The sequence below is a fragment of the Novosphingobium sp. FG90 genome (assembly GCF_057808725.1).
Window position 1 is genome coordinate 144,557 of the sequence record NZ_JBMDIO010000005.1, and the last position, 19,973, is coordinate 164,529.

Below are 19,973 nucleotides of genomic sequence, written 5' to 3' on the forward strand. Positions count from 1 at the left end.
CTCAGAAATCGAAATCTGTGCTGATCCCGCGTTTCAGCAGCAGCGGCTGTGACGCATGATCTTCGAAATGGCTGGTCTTGCCGATGCGCGTTCGCAGCTTCAGGAAGACTGTCTGGTTGTTATAGGCGTCCGCCGCCCGCGACAGCAGGAAGTTGCGCGATAACTCACGTTCGCGGGGATTGTCTGACGCGAAATCGAATTCCAGCTCAACTTCATCAGAGATGAGCGTTTCATCACCGGCAAAGATCGCGGCATAGATCTGCCGGGGCTGCTGTTTATCCGTAACAGGTTCGGCCTGATAGAATGTGATCTGGATCTGACCGGTGGTGATCTGGGCGCGGGCTGGCGGAATGATCTGCACCGACACTTGCCCGACATCCTCCTTGCGCTGCTTACCGACACGCAGAACCGGCAGGACGATCTCCTGCAAGCTTGCCCCGCCATGGACAAAACGGCTGCCTGATCCCTTCACGCGCAGGCGGTTGATCGAGTTCGGGATCAGTATGTCCTGCTCCCCCTCCAGACCAAGCTGCGCGGCCGTGAATTTCTTCATCCCGCCGCTACTGCTGAGGCCCCGCCCGATCACATAGCGCCGGTTGCGCGTGACGATGTCGCCTTCCGGCTCGCTCAGCGCAAAGCCACTCTCTTCCAGCGCCTTGTGCTGCCACAGGAACCCGTGATCGGCGGTGATCAGGATGTTCGAGAAATTGGCCGAGGTCAGCTTGCGCACCAGCTTCACCAGATCCTCGATGGCCGTCTCTGCCGCTGCGGGAACATTTTCCTCGGTGGCGAGCTTGTCGCCGATCGCATCAATCTGATTATGGTAGAGATAGAGGATGTCATGATCCCGGAAGAGGTCTTTGCCCTCTGACGATCCAAGATTCATAAAATCCTTGGCCGCCAGAACCTTTACCCGGTCTCCAGCCCTGCCAGCAGCCAGCGCCTTCTCGCGGGCGGCAGCACCCATGGTGCTTTCACCGTCCAGCAGTACCAGATCATTATCATCGCGGATCGCCAGTTGCCGATGCGGCAAGAGGGCCGCCATGCCAAGCTGGGTATAGCTTGGCAAAGCCCCGACCATCGGCTTCAGTTCGGCATCAAACCGGTTGAGTTTGCGGATCTCGCGCAACGCCTCTTCTGCCACCTCATAGCGCAGCGCATCCGAGATGATGACGACGACCTTCTGGTCCTTGCGGCGGAACTCCGCCGCCTGTTCCCGGTAGAAATCCATCTGGCGCGGAAAGCCCGGAACCGCCCAGTCCGTCAGGCGCGACACCTGATCCTGCCAGGCATCGTTCAGCTTCAGCACGAAATTCGTGGTGTAGCGGTTCTCCACCGCGTCATAGAGCGCGGACAACAGCCCCGACTGTCCGCTTTTCTGCATGTGATAGATGAACTTGCGATAGAGCTGGTCCAGCCGGAACCAGCTTGCGGAATAGCGTTTTACGCCGTCTGACACACTGGTCATGGTCAGGTCCGCTTCGGCCAACGCCTGCTGGAACTCGGTCGCAAAACCGATGGCCTGATAGACGTCCTCGTAACGGCCATACCAATGGCTCTGGCGGCGGTCGCGCACCCATTTCAGCACATCCGTCGCCGCAAGGCTCTGCTGCGCCAGCCCTTCAACCAGGGCGACGACGATCCGCCGGTCCACTTCTTCGAAATGGTCATGCGGGATCAACTGGCGGAAATCGCGGGACGCCAGATCGTTCCTGATCTTCAGCACATCCTGATAATCGCCCGACAGCGTTTCGAAGGCTTCACCCCAGCGGCGCGAGGCGCTCCAGCGGCGGAACATCAGCGCGGCATCGCTGTTCAGCCGCCCTTCCCCTCCCATTGCGCGCGCCCAGGCGCTGGAAAAGAGCGTGATGGCGAAATCCTGATAATCCGGCTCGGGCGCCGTATAGCCATAGCACGCGGAAACCTCTTTCCAGAAGAATTCCGTCAGCCCGGCCCGGTCCATCAGGCGCAGCGCATCATCCTGACCATTGGCAAGTTCGGCCAGCAGCGCCTCGATCACCGTGTCCAGATCGCCATCCGCACCAGCGCAGACGGCCAGCATCTTGCGGCGGACATCATTGGCGCTTTGCGATGGGCGCTCGCGCTCCATCAGCCGCAGCGCATCCAGCCTTTTGCCGGAGCGGTAGAATTCGGCGTGATCGCGCACGGCGGCTTCGTATTTTGCCGGGATGCCCAGATCGGCCACCCAGATCGCCGCCTGATCGGCGCGGAAGACGGCGCTGGCCAGTTGCACATCCAGCAGCCAGTTCTCAGGCATCGGCGGTTCGGGGCCGTCTTTATAGAGCAGGAACCGCCCCTTCGGCTCCTGCCGCAGCATGCGGTATTTCAGGCCGAATTCATTGTTGGCAATCTCCAGCTTGGTCACGCCGGGCAGGTCCACCGCATCGAAGGCCGCGCGCAGATCGCGGGCGGCGTCATACCAGAAGACGATGCGATGCCCCTGATCCTCATAGAGTCGCATCAGGCCGGCGGTGATGCGGTCAGTCATCCGCAGCCTCCAGCCCCTTGATCGGCTTCAGCGCACCCGCAAACAGCGGATAGTTGCGCTTCACCCCGTCATCCAGATCAATGGCGATTTTTTTCTGCGCCATCGGATAGACGACATCGCGTTCCCATTCGGTCAGCTCGGCGATCTGCTTGATCACCCCGCCAATATCTTTCTGCGCCTTGGTGCGCGCGCTTTGGGTGGCGTTCGGGTCGTCGGCCAGCTTTTCCAGCCGGGCGCGCTCGACTACCAGCTTATGGATGAATTCACGTAGATACTGGTTCAGCACGACCGAGACGGTGTCGGGCCGATAGCGGTGCATATAGATCAGCGCATTGAAGCTGCCCTTGGGGCTGGAGAACATCCAGTAGATCGGGCGCTTTTTATAGCGGCGCACATGGTAATCGAAGAAATCCTTCGTGAACCATTTGCGCAGATCCTTGCCGAGCGCGGCTTCGATGAAGGCGAGATTTTCGCGGAACTTCGCCTCCCCAAAGGTCACGCGCAGGAAATCGCGGGTGCGGGTGACGATGTCATCGGCGAACCAGTCGGCATCCAGCACCGGGATGACATTGTCGCGGTCGGGGGCGAAGCCGGGTTCCGGCACGCCTTGCTCTTGTAGAGCGGCCAGATAGTCTTCCACCCCCTCGCCCTGATTGGCGAGGATCAGGCCGGGCGCGTCGAGGCTGTAACGCCCGAACATGCAGCCCACGGCATAGTGGAGCAATTCCGCCACCGTATCCTCGCGCAGCCGCGCCTCGCGGTCTTCCTCCGATCCCTTCACACCATAGCGATAGGCCGGGTTGCAGGTGAGGGTGATTTCCTCGATCGGCACTTCCGGGGTGAGTTCCTCCTGCAATCCATAGGCGTCGATGAAGATACGGTTATTCTCTTCCTCCAGCCGCTGCATCTCATCCGTCAGTCCCTGCCAGTGGGTGCGGAGATTCGCGTAGGTATCCGCCAGCGTCTCGGCCCGGTGATCGGGTGAGAGCAGCGGGAGCTTGGTGAAATCCCAAGAGGTTTCGTAAGCATCCCAGTCGGATTGGGCGAGCGTAACTGCACCAGATACTATCTTGGTTAGGGCCCCTTCTGAAAGAGACGGAGATATGGGTAGTTTTCGGATCTCTCCTGCTTGAAAGTTTAGCGTTGGCGACAAACAACGCAACATAGCTTCACTCACGCGCGAATTGAGCAGTCCGAACACTGTGTTGAAATGTTCTGGACTTATGAAGGCTGTAGGACTAGCCGAGTTGAATACTGTACCTTTTGGAGAAAGGCGAAATGATGCCGTTCCAGAGCTTACGCGTGTGTAGAATACGCCCTCTCTAAAGTAATGAGTTCTAGAAGGCAGTTTATTTCCCTGCCTTCCAAGCGCATCGTAGTCCTGATCGGAAAATGCAATTACATCAGTTAGGTTTCCGAACCATTTCCGATACTCTCCACCTTTCGTGTGGGGAACCCAGCGGGCCTTTGCATCCACCACGTCTTTCTGAGAGTTGCCACAATGCAAGGTTCGAGAGGTTGTCACTTCGTGCCAGAGACGAAGAAAGCGAGCGTTGTCACCAGTATCAAGACCAACACGAATATCGGCTGCATCCCCCACTCGTTGATCAGAAGAAAAGGCATGGATCAGCTCCTCGCTCGCCCAAAACGCAAGGGGTGATCCCGGAAGGCCAAGGCACTCCTGCGCAGGCAGGCAATGACTCTTACGGCCAGCCTTCACTCCGGCAGCTTTCTCGGCCCCCGGCAAATCGCTGACATCAATGAAGTGGCTTGGTCGTGTTGAGGGGCGCGAATTGTTGAAAATAAAGGCCGAGTTCTGAACCTTTTCGCCGTTGATCTCGGGGAAAACGTCGGGGCCAAGGTAAATGAGGTCACAAAGCCACTGAGTGGACAAAATGCGCGACCTAAACGCCTCCAGTCGGGACAGGAACATCCAACTGCGCTGTGTAATCAAAGCGAAATACCCACCCGAAATCGCTCGACGTTTGGCAACTTCGATGAATGTAGAGTCGAGGCCCTGCTTCGAATCCAGATAGTTTTCTTCCACAAAAGACTTCAGAGTGGGGTTCATATTCCCGAGATCAAGGTAAGGCGGGTTGGCCACCACTACATGATATTTCGGCGACAGCGCCTCGGCCATGCGCAGCACGGCCACGACGCGCTCCTGCACCTCCTTCAGCAGCAGGTCGGACCCGAAATCCCGCGCCTCCACCACCCGCAGCGCCTCGGCCGGGTCGCGCAGCTTCGGCACGATCAGCGAGCCGAAGTTCTTCGCCTGCTCGAACTGCCCTAAAGTCTCGCGCAGCTCGTCGGTGAACAGATCCTTGCCCACCACGGCGGCCACGTCCCGGACATCCGCCGCCGTGAAGCGCACATCCTGCAAGACCACGATGTCCGGCTTCGCCTCCATCCGCAGGAAGCGCCGCCGCCCCAGCCGCGCCGCCGCCTTCATCGACAGGGCAAAGGCCGCCAATGCCCCGGCCCGGTCGTCGATCTCGACCCCGGTCAGGTTGTGCACCAATATCAGGCCGGGGATTTCAGCCGCGTCATGGCCTTCCTCGGCATAGATCTCATACAGCAGATCAAAGGCATAAGTCAGCATATGGCCCGAGCCGCAGGCCGGATCGCAGATGCGGATATCCTCAGGGCCCGCAATGCGAAGAAAATCCGTCTCAGGCTCTTCCGGTGCGATGTAATAGTCCATCTGCGCGGCAAGCTTCGATTGCGGGCGGTTCAGCAGCCACAGCCGCCCCAGCGAATTTTCCACCAGATAGCGGACGATCCAGTGCGGGGTGAACAGCTGCGTCGCGGCGGGGATGTTTTCCGCCGTGATCTTGATGTTCTTCTTCAGCCCGGCGAAGACCTGATCTTTTTTCTCGCTGATATAGAATTGATAGAGCCAGCCGATGATCTCGACATCCTGGCAGGCGTCCTCGCTCATCACCTCGCGCAGGCGGGCAAGGATGCTGTCCGGTGACAGCAGATCGTCGGGCATCAGCAGTTCGGTATAATCCTCAGCCCGGTCGAGCATGTCGGCGCGCTCGAACATATAGGGCATCGCCCCGTGCCATTCGTTGCAGGCATGGATCAGCAGCAGGCGATAGGCTTCGGCCTGCCCATCATGAGCCGGGCGGGTGCCATTTAGATACTCGGCAATCTCGGGGCGGGCACGATCGGGCAGATTGCCCGCCATCGCCTCGGCCAGAATTTCGGGCCGGGTCGCGCCATCTGCGGGCGACACCACGCGCGGGTTGGTCAGCCCTGTCGCATCCATGAAACGCAGCGCGGTGAAGCGGTTGAACCATGTGTAGGCCGCCTGTTCGATCACCTGCCCACGGTTGGTTTTGGCCGCAGCTTCCAGTTTCGCAATCGCCTTTGGGTGTTCCCGGCGGGCCGCCGCGCCTTCGGCCAGCACCATATCAAGCCGGGCAGTAACCTGATCGATCAGCAGGTTGCGCGCACTTTGCGCAAATTTCTTCAGGGCGTTGGTATCCATCAGACAATCACTTTCTTGCCCGCGCCAATCTCGGTCAGCAGGGTCTCTTTCATCGCATCAAGGTAGCGGGTCACATCATCGGCATCTTCGAGATAGGCTTTCCCGATGGAGACGGTGATCGACTGGGCGTTGACATATTGGGGCTTTGCCGGCGCCGGTGGCACATATGGCGCTGGCTGAGGTTCGGCTACGCCACCGGCAGGCTGCGGCTGTGGTGCAGGAGCGGGAGCCGGTGCAGGCGTCAGTTCGGCGATCCGAGTCAGCGTGTTAGCCAGAAGGTTGGACCGCGCCTCGGTTGCCAGATTGCGCAAGGCCGGGATCAGGCTCTGTGCGGCAAGGCCGGATTTCCGCGCGGCAAGCCCGTCGCGGATACGCGTCTGCTGTTCGGGCGGCAGCGCACGGAATTCGGAAGTCTGGGCGATCTTATCCGCCACCTCGTCAATCGCCGTGATGACGGCGTTGCGCTCAGCCAGGACCGTTTGTTCGATACGCTCCTTCAGGGCGTAGAAATCCGCCTTCAGTTCCTGAATGGCATTGCCCTTGAAGCAGTGCGGATCGGCCAGCACCTGGCGCAGCTTGTCGGCTGCGGAATCCCCGGCATAGGCAAGGTTCTGGTCCTGCGCGGCAAGGAAAGCGCGCACCTCATCGTAGATGCCCTTCTGCGGCCCGGACATGAAACTGCGGACCTTGTCGAGGATATCCTCCTTCGCATCCAGAAGCTGGTCTTCGTGGCCCACCGGGCCGGTAATGAACCAGGTTGCCGACTGGTCGCGCATGCTGTCGAGCAGGGTCCGCAGCGGATCGAGGGCTGCGATGAAGGGATAGCCCGTCGCCTGCCGACCAAGAGTTTCCAGTTCGCTGATCAGCTTGCGCAACTGCACCTGCCACTCCGCCCCCAGGCTACGGGCGTCATTGCCCGAGGCGGGCAGATCAAACAGCGCCTGAAACAGTTCGCGGGATTTGCGGATCTGGGGAGCGGTGAACTCGATCTGCGGCGAAAGCAGGATATTGCCAAGGGCATGGCTGTTGCGCAGCTGCTGCACCAGCGCATCCCCTTCCAGCAGAGCGCTGTCGGCCCGCGCCTCAAGCTTGCCGCGGGCAACAAGGCTTGCGGTCAGGCAGAGTACGGCGATGGAAGGCCAGCCATAAGGTTTTGCACCGAACTTCTCGACAAGAGCCTTGATGGAGACCCGGGTTCCAAGACGCATCTGGGCCTGTGCATGGTTCAGCACATCCTGCTCGGCTTCGGTCAGACCGCTGCCTTCGCCGCCGAAAAGCCCGCCATCGACGCGGCCCGCGCGCCCAAGGTCGGCTTCGGTGTAGGTGGCGCCGCGCAAAACTGGCAGGCTGGTGTAGACCTTGTCCACCAGGACCTGGAACGCCTTGACCAGCCGTTCCTGCGGGTCTTCCCCGCCGATTTCCAGCTCTGTCCCCCGCACGAACAGCCGCGCATCCGCGATCAGGCTGCGCAGGCGCTGGACCAGTTCCTTTTCACGTCGCGTATTCTGATCGCGCTTTTCCGCAATGATACGATCACGGCCGGGCTGGGCATCGCCGCTGGTGACCTGACGGGCAAATTTTACAGTCTGAAGCCACAGGACAAGATCGCGCGTAAAGCGCACATCCCGCCCGAGCAGGACAACCATCTCATCGCTTGCCATGCTGTTGGAACGGACCACATCCGGCGCGTCAGAATCATCGCTGAAGGGCGAGATGATGTTCACCGACAGCTCATGCTCCCGGTTCAGGCTGTGCCCGTCGAGCTTGCGCGTAAAAGCATAGTCGACACCCGTGCCTGCATGCCTGATCTTGCCGTGACGCAGGATTGCGCCGAACGCCAGCTCATCAAGCTGCCGCTCGATCTCGGCGGGATCGACAGCAATCGCCTTGATCTCGGCCTCGACGTCCTTTTCCTCATTGGTGAGGAATTCGTAGACCTCGCCATTGCGCTGGATCAGCGTCTGGCGTTCCAGCAGGGACAAAGCCTCTTCGATATTGCGGCGCTGCTCGGTCTGGTCCGCCTCGAACCGAGACAATAGCAGAATCGAGATGTTGCGGGCGGTCGGCTTGAATTCCTTGACGTATTTCACAAGGAACAAGACTTTTAGCACCCGCACGGCAAAATCATCGCCAAGGTTCTTTTCGGCCAGCTGGATCGACTGCTGAACCGATGATTTCAGGGCAGTACGAATACCCTCGAACATCAAGTCGAAGGTCGCCAGCCCCCCGACCGGCGTATCCGCCAGCTTTTTGGCCACCTCCTGGAACACCCCCAGCATAGAGCGTTCGCCGACCGAGCTGTGCTTGCCCTCAAACGCGTTATGCTGCGAGAGACCCATGATTGCGCGCTGGAACAGATCATACTGGTAGTTCGGGAACGGATAACTTGCGACGAACTGCTCCTTTCCGGAGAAGTTCTTAAACTTGAAAGAATTATCCCCAAAGTCGAACAGCGTACGCAGGTTGTTCTCTTCAGCATTGTACAGATTGCCAAGGGTAATCTGGCCGGCCTCGGTCTTGGCCAGCAAACGGCGCTGAATAACTTCGGCCACATCCTGAGAGTTCAGCGGCATCCGGTTGGCGAAGCGCGCCTGGATTTTCGAGAAGTCATTTTCCTGCTGCGCCGTGAGATCGCCGATAACCGACCCCATGTCCTGCTGCGCGGTGACAACAATCCAAGCCTGTCCCTTGCATTTGGTGTTCAGACTTTCGGCAATGGTCTGCAGGTTTGTCATGAGCTTGACGTTGTCGGCGATATACTGCCCGACCTCATCGACGAAGAAGTTCAGCCGGAACTTTGGCCCCTGCACATCGATCCACGCCTTCACCATATTGGCGAAATCTTCAATCGAGACCTTCGTGTCCTTGCGATACTGGCCAAGGATATCCTTGACCTCATCGCCCGTGACCTCTGCGAAGGCTGCTGCAATGTGCTTGCCTTCCATCAGCGCCTGTTCGCGCCCACGCTCCCAGGGCTTGCCTGAAAACTGCGCAAAGGCCGTCTTGAAGTCATCAAGCTTGCCGCGGCTGTCCAGATCACGCTCGAACTGTGCGATATGCGGGAGCTTGCCATAATAGCCGCACATCTCGTCAAAGACCTTCTGGAAGACCGCCAGAAGCGCATCGACATCCGTCTTCGAGATCACATCGGCCTTCTGGTCGATATTGAACAAGACCGACCGGGACGGAATCGACACGGCCTTGCGCAGCGCACCCGCCAGCATCGGATTGCCCTCAAGCTTGCGCTCAAAGATTTCGACGGGACGTTGCCCCTCGACCTCGTCATTCTCCAGCAGCAGGGCGAGCATCTTCAGCAGGTGAGATTTGCCTGACCCGAAGAAGCCGGAAATCCACACTCCGTTCGCGGTATCGTAATTGTTGTAGGCGTCGAGGAATTGCTCCAGCCGGGCGCCGATCTCGTTGGTGATGACATATTCATCAAGCTCGGTCAGGAGGCTGGCCTTGTCATCAGCCTTGATCACCCCATCGATCGACCGGTCGACCGGCTTGGCAAAGATATCACGTAGAAGAGTAGCCATCGGTCAGACCTCGTAATTCATGATATTGAACGCGCGGTAGTATTTGTCGTCGTGCAGCAACCCGAACAATTCCAGCGAGGCCCCCGTCGCCAGCGCATGGGTATATTTTCCCGGGAAGAACAGGACCGTCGGCCGGTCTTTGGCGGTACTTTGCAGGTTGTTGAGCACGTTGTGCGATCGCAGGTAGGGGTAAACCTCGCCTACACCTGACAGGAAGATCACATCGTGCGGGACATCCGCGATGCGCCGCGCGATCTCCGGAATCAGATGCTCCTGCGGATCCAGAACGCCCTGCAAGAGCTCCTTGAGCTCCCCCTTCTCCGTCTCGGCTTCGACCTCGAGAATTTGCTCAAGGATCCCTCTGTCCGCCAGTATCCCGAGCGAAAGGTCATAGAGGTCGACATCCAGCACCCGCACACCGGCGTGCCCCAGCCGGGTGATCAGATCCTCGCGGTCTTCCCCCAGGCTCAACCCGTCCTCTGCATCAAAAGCACAGATGAAAAAGGGAACCTCGTTGCCCAGTCCTTGCTTTTGCAGGAACCGTTCACTGGAAATCACTTTGAACAGGTGCTCGGCACGGGCGCGCCGATCAGTCTTTGTGCTCACAATTACCCCCCATTTCCGGGAAAGACCCGCAAGTCCGCCGGATTATTCTCCTCAATCAGCCGCTTCATGCGCCCCGACAACCAGATCGGCTGAATTCTGCCCTCGATGCTCCTCAATCCGGCCTCACGCAAAATCCGAAACAGGACCTGACGCAATTTCGCGCAAGTTGATGACGAAAGCTCCGCAAGGGCAGGATCGGTCTCAGCTTTCTCCGCGAGAAAACGGTCAAAGACCTCATGGCCCAGATCAAGTCGCCAGGATTGGTACCGCTCACTGATCACCTCGACGGCGAACTCGTGGACGAACCGATAGGTCCGGCAGATTGCCAGCCAGATCATCGCCTGCTGCTCGGCGCGGTCAGCCTCTGCCGACAGGTAATGGCGCTCTGCATCGGAGAGATGACCTATTCGGTCATACACTTCACGAAGTGCGCGAGTTTGCGAGGCCAGTTTGGGCAAGGACGACGCGCCCTGGGCAAGCAGGCGCTCGCGAGCACAAGCCCATGTCTCTCCAGGGTGATAGGCCTGCGCGATCGCAAGGCTCTCATTGAGCATCAGCCCGCCCACACTGAAGGACATCCGGTATTTCGATACGGTAGCCATCATCGAGGCGCCGCCCCGCTTGCTACGTCAGCCTCATCGAATTCCCGCTGCGCACGCTCAAGGGCTGCAGCAACCTCATGTTCGTTGGCGGCAACTATATGCTGGGTCCGCGGATCACGCGTCAGCGCCCCTTCAAGAAGTCCCAACCGCTTGAGCACATAAAACAACATGGCGTAGCGAACTGTCAGCACAGCCCGCCCATCCGCCATGCTGTAGTCCTTCGCGACCACTGCCTGCTGACCGGCCGACAGCTCGGGATGCGGAACAATGGTGATGTCGAATGTTTCTTGCCAAAGCCTGTCCTGCGCCGCTCGAGCGCCCGGCTCTCCAGACTCGCCGTGGCCAAGGACGCGTGAAAGCAGGAAATCCTTGAACCTTTCCGTCTCATGACACCAGGCCCGAACGTGCCAACGCAGGCCATCAAAGCCAAAGGCATGAGGGGTAATCCGCCGCCAGGCCGGATCGGGCCGATCACGGTTCATAGATTGGTAGTGAAGGACGAGCGATCTTTCCTCACGCACCGCCGCCAGAACCGAACGCAGAACTTCGGTATCGACCTTACGACGCAGCGTAAGGGCGACATCCATATCAGGCGGGGCAGCGAGCCAGTTCGCACCCGGCTCGGCGAAACCTTCCGCCATCGAGCGCAGGCGCATGAGATAGGCATCGGGGTCCGGATCCATAAACACCGGCTGAAATTCCGGGCCAGCTACGTACCGGCGAGCACTTTTGTCATAGACCGCATTCTGCGGTGCCCGCTCCTGATAATGGGTCAAATCCTTTGACGCCTGCGGAACCGAGACGCCAAAGGTATCGATGAGGTCAGAGCGATTGACGCCCCCCTCCCAGAACAGGCGGAATTCAATGAACTCCAGCCGCCTCTCGACACCCCATTTCAGCATTGCGCGTTCCATCACCCGTACAGGGATATAAAATATATGGACAATCTTGCGATGCCCGTATACTTTCTATTCTATCGACCCTCCAACTGTCAAGCCCGAGGAAGACCTGATGCGTATCCTGCACACTGCTGACTGGCACATCGGCCAAACTCTGAACGGCTGGTCGCGCGACTTTGAACATCAGGCTTTTTTCGATGCACTGCGCGATGTGATTGTGACCGAGAGTGTCGATGTACTCCTGATTGCAGGCGATGTCTTCGATGGCATCAATCCATCGGGTGAAGCACAGCGGTTGCTGTACGCCGCGATCGCCGGTTTTTTGCGTGCCAATCCCAAGCTGCAAATCGTGATCACGGCAGGAAACCATGATCCAGCGCAGCGGCTCGAAGCGCCCGAGGCCGTGCTGAACGCACTCGGTGTGCATGTGCTGGGCACATTGCGGCGTGATGCGACAGGTGTGGATATGGACCGCCATCTCATCCCGTTGCGTGACAGGGCCGGCGCGGTCCGCGCACAGGTGATGGCTGTGCCCTTCTTGAGACAGGCCGACCTGCCCGGACTGCAACTCGGAGCGACCGGTGGAGCCGAGCCCGCAGTTAGCGCCGCAGTTCGCGCATTACACTTGGCAATGTCAGATGCCGCAGAGGCGTACGCCGATGGACTACCGATCATTGCTATGGGACATCTAACCTGTTCGGGTGGCCTCGAATCCGAAGGCGCGGAACGACGCATCCTAATTGGCGGTGAACATGCTGTGCCGCCCGACATTTTCCCGCCCGCCCTGTCCTATGTTGCTCTTGGCCATTTGCACCGGCCGCAATCGCTTGATGGCGGAAGGGTGCGCTATTCCGGCTCACCCTTCCCGATGTCTGCGTCTGAAATCGCCTATGACCACGGCGTAACGCTGCTCGATTTCGACGATGGGCTTACCCCCCGACATATCCCCCTGCCCCGACCCGTGCCAATGCACCGTCTGCCAGCCACCGGCGCTGCGCCGCTGGCAGAGGTTGCCTCAGCCCTGAATACGCTAGAGCTGTCGCCCGACACACCTCGCGAGGCTCAGCCGTTCATCTATCTCTCGCTCATTGCCGACCGACCAGTGACCCAGATAGCCGCCGAGGCCGAAGAGGTGATCGAGGGGCTTCCAGTCCGGCTGGCGGGCCTCTCGATTGTGCGACCGGAGGCCATGGCCATGTCAGAAACACCGCCGCCGAGCCTGTCCGAGACGGCGCCGGAAGATTTATTTCAGATGGCCTTCACGCAATCTCATGGTGTCGATCCGGATACAGCGCATCTTGCCGCCTTCCGTGATGCCCTGTCCGAAATCTAAAGCTGAGTTCTGATCCCATGCGTATCCTCTCCATCTCGGGCCAGAACATCGCAAGCCTTGCCCAGCCGTTTTCCATCGACTTCACTGCAGCACCACTGGCAGGCGCAGGCCTCTTCGTCATTACGGGCGAAACCGGGGCGGGAAAATCCTCGATCCTCGACGCAATGTGCCTGGCGCTTTATGGCGATGCCCCACGCCTTGCCGGATCCGCAGGCGACGAAGTGCCGGACCCGTCTGGCAAAGCCATCAAGGCACGCGATTCCCGTGCCATCCTGCGTCGGGGCGCAGCACAAGGCTGGGCCGAGGTTCGTTTTACCGCGCGCGACGGGGAAGATTATATCGCACGCTGGCAGGCGCGCCGCGCCCGCGACAAGGTCGACGGGCAGTTGCAGAACGTCTCGCGCTCGCTGGCCCGTGTCTCGGACGGCCAGGTCCTGGCCAGCCAGATCACAATCGCCACTGACCAAATCACCGCGCTGACCGGCTTTTCCTACGACGAGTTTCGCCGCACCGTCTTGCTAGCCCAAGGCGACTTCGATGCCTTTCTTCGCGCCGACACCAATGATCGCGCAAGTTTGTTGGAGAAAGTGACCGGCACCGGACTCTACCGAGCGGTATCATCGCGCATCTATGAACGCACCGAGGCCGCCCGTCAGGTGCATGGGGCGCTGGTCCAGCGACGCGAGGGCCATCAGATATTGACAGATGAGGACCGTGCGGCACTGGAGGCCGAACGACTTGTCATAACCGCGGCCAATCAGGCAGCAGGTGCAGAGGCCAAGACCCTCAAGGAGGCCTTGGCACGCCATACCCGGCATGCTGAAACCTCCCGGCAGGTCGCTCTTGCCGAGGCTGTATTCGAACAGGCCGTGACCCGTCAGGCTGATGCCAGCGTTGAACGCGCGCAACTTGCGCGTATTGACCAGGCGGCACCGCTGCGGGCGCAGTGGCAAACGATGCAGAGCGCCAGGGAGCGGGTAAAAGACGCCTCAGCCTCAGTAACGGCAACCACAATTCTCTCAAATGAGGCCGCCGCCAACGCCAATACGCTGCAGGAAACGACCAAGCAGGCAGAAGTCGAACACATAGCCCGCGAAGATGAATTCAAGGTATTTGGCCCGCTGTGGGATCAGGCCGCCGCTCTCGACAGCCGCATCAACTCGGCAACGGCGGAGCTGGAAACATCCCGCTCGCAAGCGCAGGTATTCGAACACGAAGCAACAGAGGCCCGAGTTGCATTCCAGGCCTTGCTACAAGAAGAAGCCAAAGTCCGCGAAACCTTAGAAGCGGTCCAAGGGAAACTTGCCGAACGTTCCCCGGATTGCGCATTGGCGGACCACTGGCCGCAAACCCGCCAGCATATCGCGGAGCATATCGAAGCGCAGTCTACCCTGTCGCGCGCAAAGACCGAGAGCGCCGCCCATCACGCCGAGATCCAGCGATTGACCACGGCACTGGCCGAACTCACCACCCAGACAGCGAATGACACGGCAGAGGAAGTCAGGCTGGCCGAGGAAATGGCCAACTTCGCCGATCAGCTTAGCGCCATCGAGGCTGCGCATCCGCCAGGGAGAGGAATCGAACTTCAGACGCTTGCCACAGCCCTTGCGGATATGCGCCGCGCCGAGCAGGAACACAGTTCCGCCCTGTCGGACCTTAGTGCCGCAGAAATAGCCGCCAAGGCCGCAAAAGAGGCCATGACCATTGCCGGGGCCGAAGCAGGCTCCGCCGCTGAGACCGTGGCAACCGCGAACGCGCAGGCCAGCGCCCTCGCCGCCCCCGCCGAGCGCGCCAACATGGCGGCATCAGATTCCGCGCGAGAGCTGCGTCTGCGTCTAGAACCTGGCGAGCCCTGCCCCGTCTGCGGATCCCCCGAGCATCCGACGCATGCCGATACTGTCCTGGCCAAACTCGCGGCGGGCCTCCGTGCAAACCTGTTGGCCGCACGAGCAACCGCTGAGGATGCGCGGAACAAACAAGCTGATGCTCTACGCGCTCAAGATCGTGCAAAGGGAAAGCTGGAGCAAGCCGGAACGAATGCGCAAGCGGCCGAAGCGAAGATCGCCACCGCTCTAACTCATTGGCAGGACGCATACAACCGGGCCGTATCGATTCCGCATTGCCCTGCACTGCCAGCGAAACTCGGAGAAGACCCCGAAAAGCTCGACATTCTGCAGACGGCGACAACCGCTGCGCAGCAGACTGAAGCTGCCGCTCAGGTCGAACTGGCCGGACTGCGCCAAACACTGGCGACCACCACCACCCGGCGCGAGGATCTACGTAAAATCATTGCCGGTCATGCCACCGCGCGGGAAAGCCTGAGCAGCAAGCTTGCCGCCGCCACCAGCCATAAAACGCTTAGCATTCGAGCGGCCGAGATCGCCGAGGCGCAAACTACTCGTCATGCCACGGCACTTTCTCCGATATTGGAAGAGTTGGGTGAAACCCTGAGCGAATCCGGCTTATCTGATCGACTGGAAAGCCGGGTCATGAAAATCGCCGAGCTGCGCAAGGCGCGTGACGGCAGTTCCGACACGCTTGCTGCTCTGGCCCCCCGGATTGCCAAGGCGGAAAGCCGCGCAGAGAGCAGCGCAAAACACTCCGAGACAGCGAAAGAAGCTGTCACCACCCGCTTGAAAACGTTGCAGTCCTTACAGGCAGAACGTGCACCTCTTTTAGGCGGCGAAGCCACTGCCACACATCGTACGCGCAACAATGACGCTCGCAAAGCAGCCTCCACCGCGCTGGATACCGCCCGCACTGCTCTCACGGAAGCCACGAATGCCTGGGCCGCTGCCCGCGCCAAGGCCGAAACCGCAGCCGATGAATTAAGCGGCGCACAGCAGGCGCTTGAAACCGCCCAAGCGGTGCTCGCCGATGCATTGGCAGACACAGATTTGGTCCAGGATGATCTGGGCATCCTTTTCGCACTCCCGGGGACAGAGGTCACTGCCCTGCGTCAACGGCTTCGTGAACTCGACGATGCCGTCACCTCAGCTCGTGCCGCGCTGGACTCCCGGCGCAAAGACCACACCGAAGCTGAAGCTGCTGGTCTACCTGAAGAGTCGCCAGAGGCCCTGACAGACGCGCTTTCCGTGCTGGATGTAGCCAACCAGACGCGCGCCGAACGGATCGGCGCAATCGACGGCGAACTTCAACGTGATATTGAAACGCGAACAGCCCTTGCCGGGCTGGAGGCGGAAATTGCACAGGCACGCTCCGAACTGGATGTCTGGGAGGCAGTGAATCACGCGGCGGGTTCTCGTAATGGGGACAAATTCGCCAGGGTCGCGCAATCTGTTACGCTGGACGTGTTGGTCGATCACGCCAACCACCATCTGGCGGACCTCAATCCGCGTTACCGCTTGCGCCGTGCGGCCGATCTCGCGCTACAGGTCGAAGATCGCGACATGGGCGGCGAGGCCCGTGCCACACGCAGCCTTTCAGGCGGCGAACGATTCCTGGTGTCGCTCGCCCTGGCACTCGCCCTTTCGCGAATGGGCGGAAAAGGCGGGCTCGCGGCGACATTATTCATCGACGAAGGGTTCGGCTCGCTCGACGCAGGCAGCCTGGACCTGGCTATCGATGCGCTGGAAAGCCTGCAATCCCAGGGTCGTCAGGTCGGGGTCATTAGCCATGTCGAGGCAATGAAAGAGCGCATCCCCACCCGCATCGCAGTGCACAAACAGGGTGGCGGGCGGGAAAAGCGCCATCGAGGTTTGTGCGAGTTGAAACGCGCAGCGGCATGGCGCCTTCGGCGCCAACACGCCCCTTACCCATTGCAGCTCATTCCTTCAGCGTAACCCAAACGCTATTTCCGCACGGCCGGCTCTGTCATCGATCGAGCCAGGCTCAACAGCCGCCGACATGCCGGATTATCGTTTTGGACAGACCAGACCATGCTGAATGGCAAAACCTCACCCGTGATGTGCCGGTAGGTGATCCCCGGGAACTGCACGTCGGTCGTCGCTTCGCTCGTCAGAGTGAGACCGCGTCCGAGAGCGACGAGCGATAGAATATTGTCGCGGCCGACCTGCTGAGACTGAATATCGAGGTGGCGACCGAGACCGGCAAGGTGAGCGACCAGGTAATCATGAATCTCCTGACCGGGTGCGACATCGCTCACGATGAACCGCTCGTTTGCCAAGTCGTCCCATCCAAGTTCTGGCTTGTCCGCCAAGGGGTGATCATCGGGCAGCACCACGAAGACCTTTTCGCACCATAGATGTTCCACCTCACAGCCATCCCAGGGCGTCGTTCCCGTTATGAATGCGACGTCGAGGCACAGTTTGCGGACAGCAGCAACGTGCTCGGGTGGATTGCCGTCAATGATGTCGACCTGCACCTTCGGGTGGCGTGTGCCGAAATCCCGCAGCAGATCAAACAGAAATCCTGACGCGAGGGACGAGAATATCCCCACCTTGATCAATCCCTGGTCCGCCCGGCCAACCGCCGCCACCTTGGTCACCCCGATGTCGATCTGGCGAAGAGCATGGCGGGCGTTGCGCAGGAACTCCCGTCCGGCGACGGTTAGCTGCACCCCGCCAGCATATCGTACGAAAAGCGATGCGCCCAGTTCATCTTCGAGATCACGGATTCGCCGGCTGATTGAAGACTCCTGGATGGCAAGCGCTGCAGCTGCCTTGCGGAAGCTCCCGTAATCGACCGCCGCAACGAAATATCGCAACTGGGGCAGCCGGATCGCACGGTTGCTGACATCGCCCGCAACAATCTTTGTGAGGGCATCACCAGACGAAATCTGATTGTTCCGGATCGCAGGCATGGCGTATCACCCTGAACCGTGTTCAGCTTCTGGTGGGCACCCCACCACCATTCGCGCAAAAAGCGGCCTGCCCCCTTCGCCGACGGCGTTCAACGCATCACGATGCTTGAATCTGCGCGCGCTCATCGCATCTCCGCACAATCTCAAACTAAACGGCATTCAGTTACTCAAATGCTGCGTCTTGACATCCGCCCCGTCAACGAAAAAAGTAAACGGCGTTCAGTTTCCACGATCAGTTGCGACAGGATGGCCATGGCTCGCCCCCGGAAAGAGCAAGAACTTGATATTGCTCGTCGCGCTGTTGACGAAACCATCCGGCTGCTGGCGGAGCGCGGCGACCTCGACGTACCGCTGACCGCCGTTGCGCGTGCCATTGGCTGCACGGCACCGGCGCTTTACGGGCACTTTCACGACAAGAGCGCCCTGCTGCGTGCCGTCCGAGACGAAGGTTTCAACCGGCTCTACAGGGAAAAGCTGGCCGTCTTCGAGCAAATGCGCGGTGACCCTTTCGGTTATTTGCGTGATGGCAGCTATGCCTATGTCCGCTTCGCCCTGGAAAACCCCACGCTGTATCGGCTGATGTTCACCCCGCCGCCACGGCTTGGGATCAGCGACGATCCATGGTCGGGCGAAGCTGGAAGTCAGGTGCTGAATCTCCTGCTGACAGGACTTCGATGTTCTCAGGACCAGGGCTATTTGCCCGACATGGATCTCGGCCGCTACAGCTTCATGTTCTGGTCAACGGTTCACGGAGCGGTGAGCCTCACGCTCCAGAACCGGGAAATGGATCAGTCCGCCAAATGGGACGCGATGCGAGAGGCTGTCGATACGCTGATGGACATCATCGCGGCGACCTGTTCTGACAGGGGATCTGCCTCATGACTGGGCCTTTCTGGCGCTAGCAAACCCCCTATCCGTGGCGATGAACCGCTCCAGCATCGGCACGATCAGCCTGACGGGATCCGTGGCGGCTTGCCCGGTTTCACGGGCCAATACCTCGGCATAAGCAACAAGATCACGGTGCAGTGAACCGGGCAGTTCCACCGTAACTTTCACGGGCTTGTCCTCAACAATCGGTCCAAGTTTCAGCTTTGCCATGATCAGCTCCTGTAGGGTTCAAGGACGAGGTCACGTGTGACAATGACCCTGACCGGGAAGCCGGGCCGGATGGTGAGTGTCGGCGCAACCTGCAACTGGCGCTGGACGATCTGCTGCCCGGCTTGATTGATCGTATCCTGCGCCCCGTCACGGATAGCGCGGATCAGTCGATCCTCGTCATCGGCTGCAAGCTCGGTGCCGATGCCGAGCAGCGTGGACAGCCCTGCCGCCTTCATCAGATCCCACCAGTGGTAATCAACGCCATCTTCGAGACCCGCATAACCGGAAGCGTCCGCACCGGGCTGACGCTCCAGCACGATGGAGCGTCCATTGGGGAGAATCAGGCGGTTCCAGACCAGTAGCACCCGGCGCTGACCGAAGGTGACGCCAGCATCATATTGACCGATGATCCGCGTGCCCTGGGGGATCAGGAGCAGGCTGCCGGTGGGGCTGTCATAGACATTTTCAGTGACCTGCGCGGTAATCTGGCCAGGCAGATCGGAGCGGATGCCGGTTATCATCGCCGCCGGGATCACGGCCCCGGCCTGTAGGATGTAGGGCGACGCCGGGGCCATGATACGATCCAGAGCGACCGTCTGGCGATCCACAGGACCATTTAAGAAAGCTGTGTGCCGGTCCTGCGGCGCGGCCTGACCACCGAGGTCAAGTCCCGCAGGGCCAGACACTGCAGAGCCCGGTGTCGCTGTAGTTCTCTGCCCAGACTGGAAGAAGACCGCGCTCAGACGCGCGGCCTCCTCTTCCGCGAGGCGCCGTTCTTCAGCTGGATCGCGAGCGGACGTTGCCATGGCGGGCGGCGCGACGGGCTGGCCTCTGCTCTGGGCATCGAGGATCGGGCCGCCAAGATCCCCGGGCAATGCCGGCCCCAGAACCGGGCCGGTATAATCGCGCGGCAGGCCAGACAGGCCATCCGCAGTGGGGCGGTTCTCGGTCGAATAGAGTTCTTCACCCCCGCCGCTCATATCGCGGGTCTGGAGCGCATAGATCAGCGCCGCGCCGATCCCGAGCAGCGCGACAGCGGCAACACCTGCGAGCATCTTGCGCGACAGGCGGGTGACACGCGGCGTCTCGGCACGCAGGCGCATCGGAG

Annotated in this window: 12 protein-coding genes; 3 read left to right on the forward strand and 9 right to left on the reverse strand. The window is 60.1% G+C overall.

The features are described 5' to 3' along the window. Position 1: 1 nt before the first annotated feature. From pglZ to ACODRZ_RS06805, 6 genes are read right to left on the reverse strand one after another with little or no spacing between them, the layout of a single operon-like run. Positions 2–2,509 carry a BREX-1 system phosphatase PglZ type A gene (gene pglZ, locus ACODRZ_RS06780; RefSeq protein ID WP_488986182.1) on the reverse strand — a complete coding sequence of 836 codons (2,508 nt, stop codon included), beginning with the start codon at positions 2,507–2,509 and terminating at the stop codon, positions 2–4. After that, on the reverse strand, positions 2,502–6,005 hold the full coding sequence (gene pglX / locus ACODRZ_RS06785) for a BREX-1 system adenine-specific DNA-methyltransferase PglX (RefSeq protein ID WP_488986183.1): 3,504 nt from the start codon (positions 6,003–6,005) through the stop codon (positions 2,502–2,504). Before pglX ends, pglZ begins: the two co-directional genes overlap by 8 nt. Then, positions 6,005–9,544 (reverse strand): BREX system P-loop protein BrxC, encoded by a 3,540-nt coding sequence (brxC, locus tag ACODRZ_RS06790; RefSeq protein WP_488986184.1) that lies wholly within the window; start codon positions 9,542–9,544, stop codon positions 6,005–6,007. Before brxC ends, pglX begins: the two co-directional genes overlap by 1 nt. Before the next feature lie 3 nt (positions 9,545–9,547). Then, positions 9,548–10,150 carry a DUF1788 domain-containing protein gene (locus tag ACODRZ_RS06795; protein ID WP_488972931.1) on the reverse strand — a complete coding sequence of 201 codons (603 nt, stop codon included), beginning with the start codon at positions 10,148–10,150 and terminating at the stop codon, positions 9,548–9,550. A 2-nt stretch (positions 10,151–10,152) separates the two neighbouring features. Then, positions 10,153–10,752, reverse strand: a complete 600-nt coding sequence (locus ACODRZ_RS06800; protein ID WP_488972932.1) for a DUF1819 family protein — start codon at positions 10,750–10,752, stop codon at positions 10,153–10,155. Continuing rightward, entirely contained in the window at positions 10,752–11,654 is a 903-nt protein-coding gene (locus ACODRZ_RS06805) for a BrxR family helix-turn-helix transcriptional regulator (protein ID WP_488972933.1), read from the reverse strand. Before ACODRZ_RS06805 ends, ACODRZ_RS06800 begins: the two co-directional genes overlap by 1 nt. A 109-nt stretch (positions 11,655–11,763) precedes the next feature. Here ACODRZ_RS06805 and ACODRZ_RS06810 point away from each other — a divergent pair, with 109 nt between their 5' ends. Both ACODRZ_RS06810 and ACODRZ_RS06815 read left to right on the forward strand, forming a co-directional pair. Continuing rightward, the gene (locus ACODRZ_RS06810) at positions 11,764–12,984 is read left to right on the forward strand and encodes an exonuclease SbcCD subunit D (protein WP_488972934.1); all 1,221 of its coding nucleotides are present in this window, start codon (positions 11,764–11,766) and stop codon (positions 12,982–12,984) included. A 17-nt stretch (positions 12,985–13,001) separates the two neighbouring features. After that, complete coding sequence (locus tag ACODRZ_RS06815; protein ID WP_488972935.1) at positions 13,002–16,787, forward strand: AAA family ATPase; 3,786 nt, start codon at positions 13,002–13,004, stop codon at positions 16,785–16,787. 8 nt (positions 16,788–16,795) lie between these two features. On the opposite strand, the gene ACODRZ_RS06820 is transcribed toward ACODRZ_RS06815, so the two are convergent. Next, positions 16,796–17,767, reverse strand: a complete 972-nt coding sequence (locus ACODRZ_RS06820; RefSeq protein ID WP_488972936.1) for a LysR family transcriptional regulator — start codon at positions 17,765–17,767, stop codon at positions 16,796–16,798. Between the two features lie 171 nt (positions 17,768–17,938). Here ACODRZ_RS06820 and ACODRZ_RS06825 point away from each other — a divergent pair, with 171 nt between their 5' ends. Continuing rightward, positions 17,939–18,649, forward strand: a complete 711-nt coding sequence (locus ACODRZ_RS06825; protein ID WP_488972937.1) for a TetR/AcrR family transcriptional regulator — start codon at positions 17,939–17,941, stop codon at positions 18,647–18,649. Here ACODRZ_RS06825 and ACODRZ_RS06830 read toward each other — a convergent pair. Continuing rightward, entirely contained in the window at positions 18,644–18,865 is a 222-nt protein-coding gene (locus tag ACODRZ_RS06830) for a DUF2274 domain-containing protein (RefSeq protein ID WP_276946689.1), read from the reverse strand. The genes ACODRZ_RS06825 and ACODRZ_RS06830 overlap by 6 nt on opposite strands. A 2-nt stretch (positions 18,866–18,867) precedes the next feature. Continuing rightward, the gene (locus tag ACODRZ_RS06835) at positions 18,868–19,968 is read right to left on the reverse strand and encodes a TraB/TrbI/VirB10 family type IV secretion system protein (protein ID WP_488972944.1); all 1,101 of its coding nucleotides are present in this window, start codon (positions 19,966–19,968) and stop codon (positions 18,868–18,870) included. Positions 19,969–19,973: the final 5 nt, after the last annotated feature.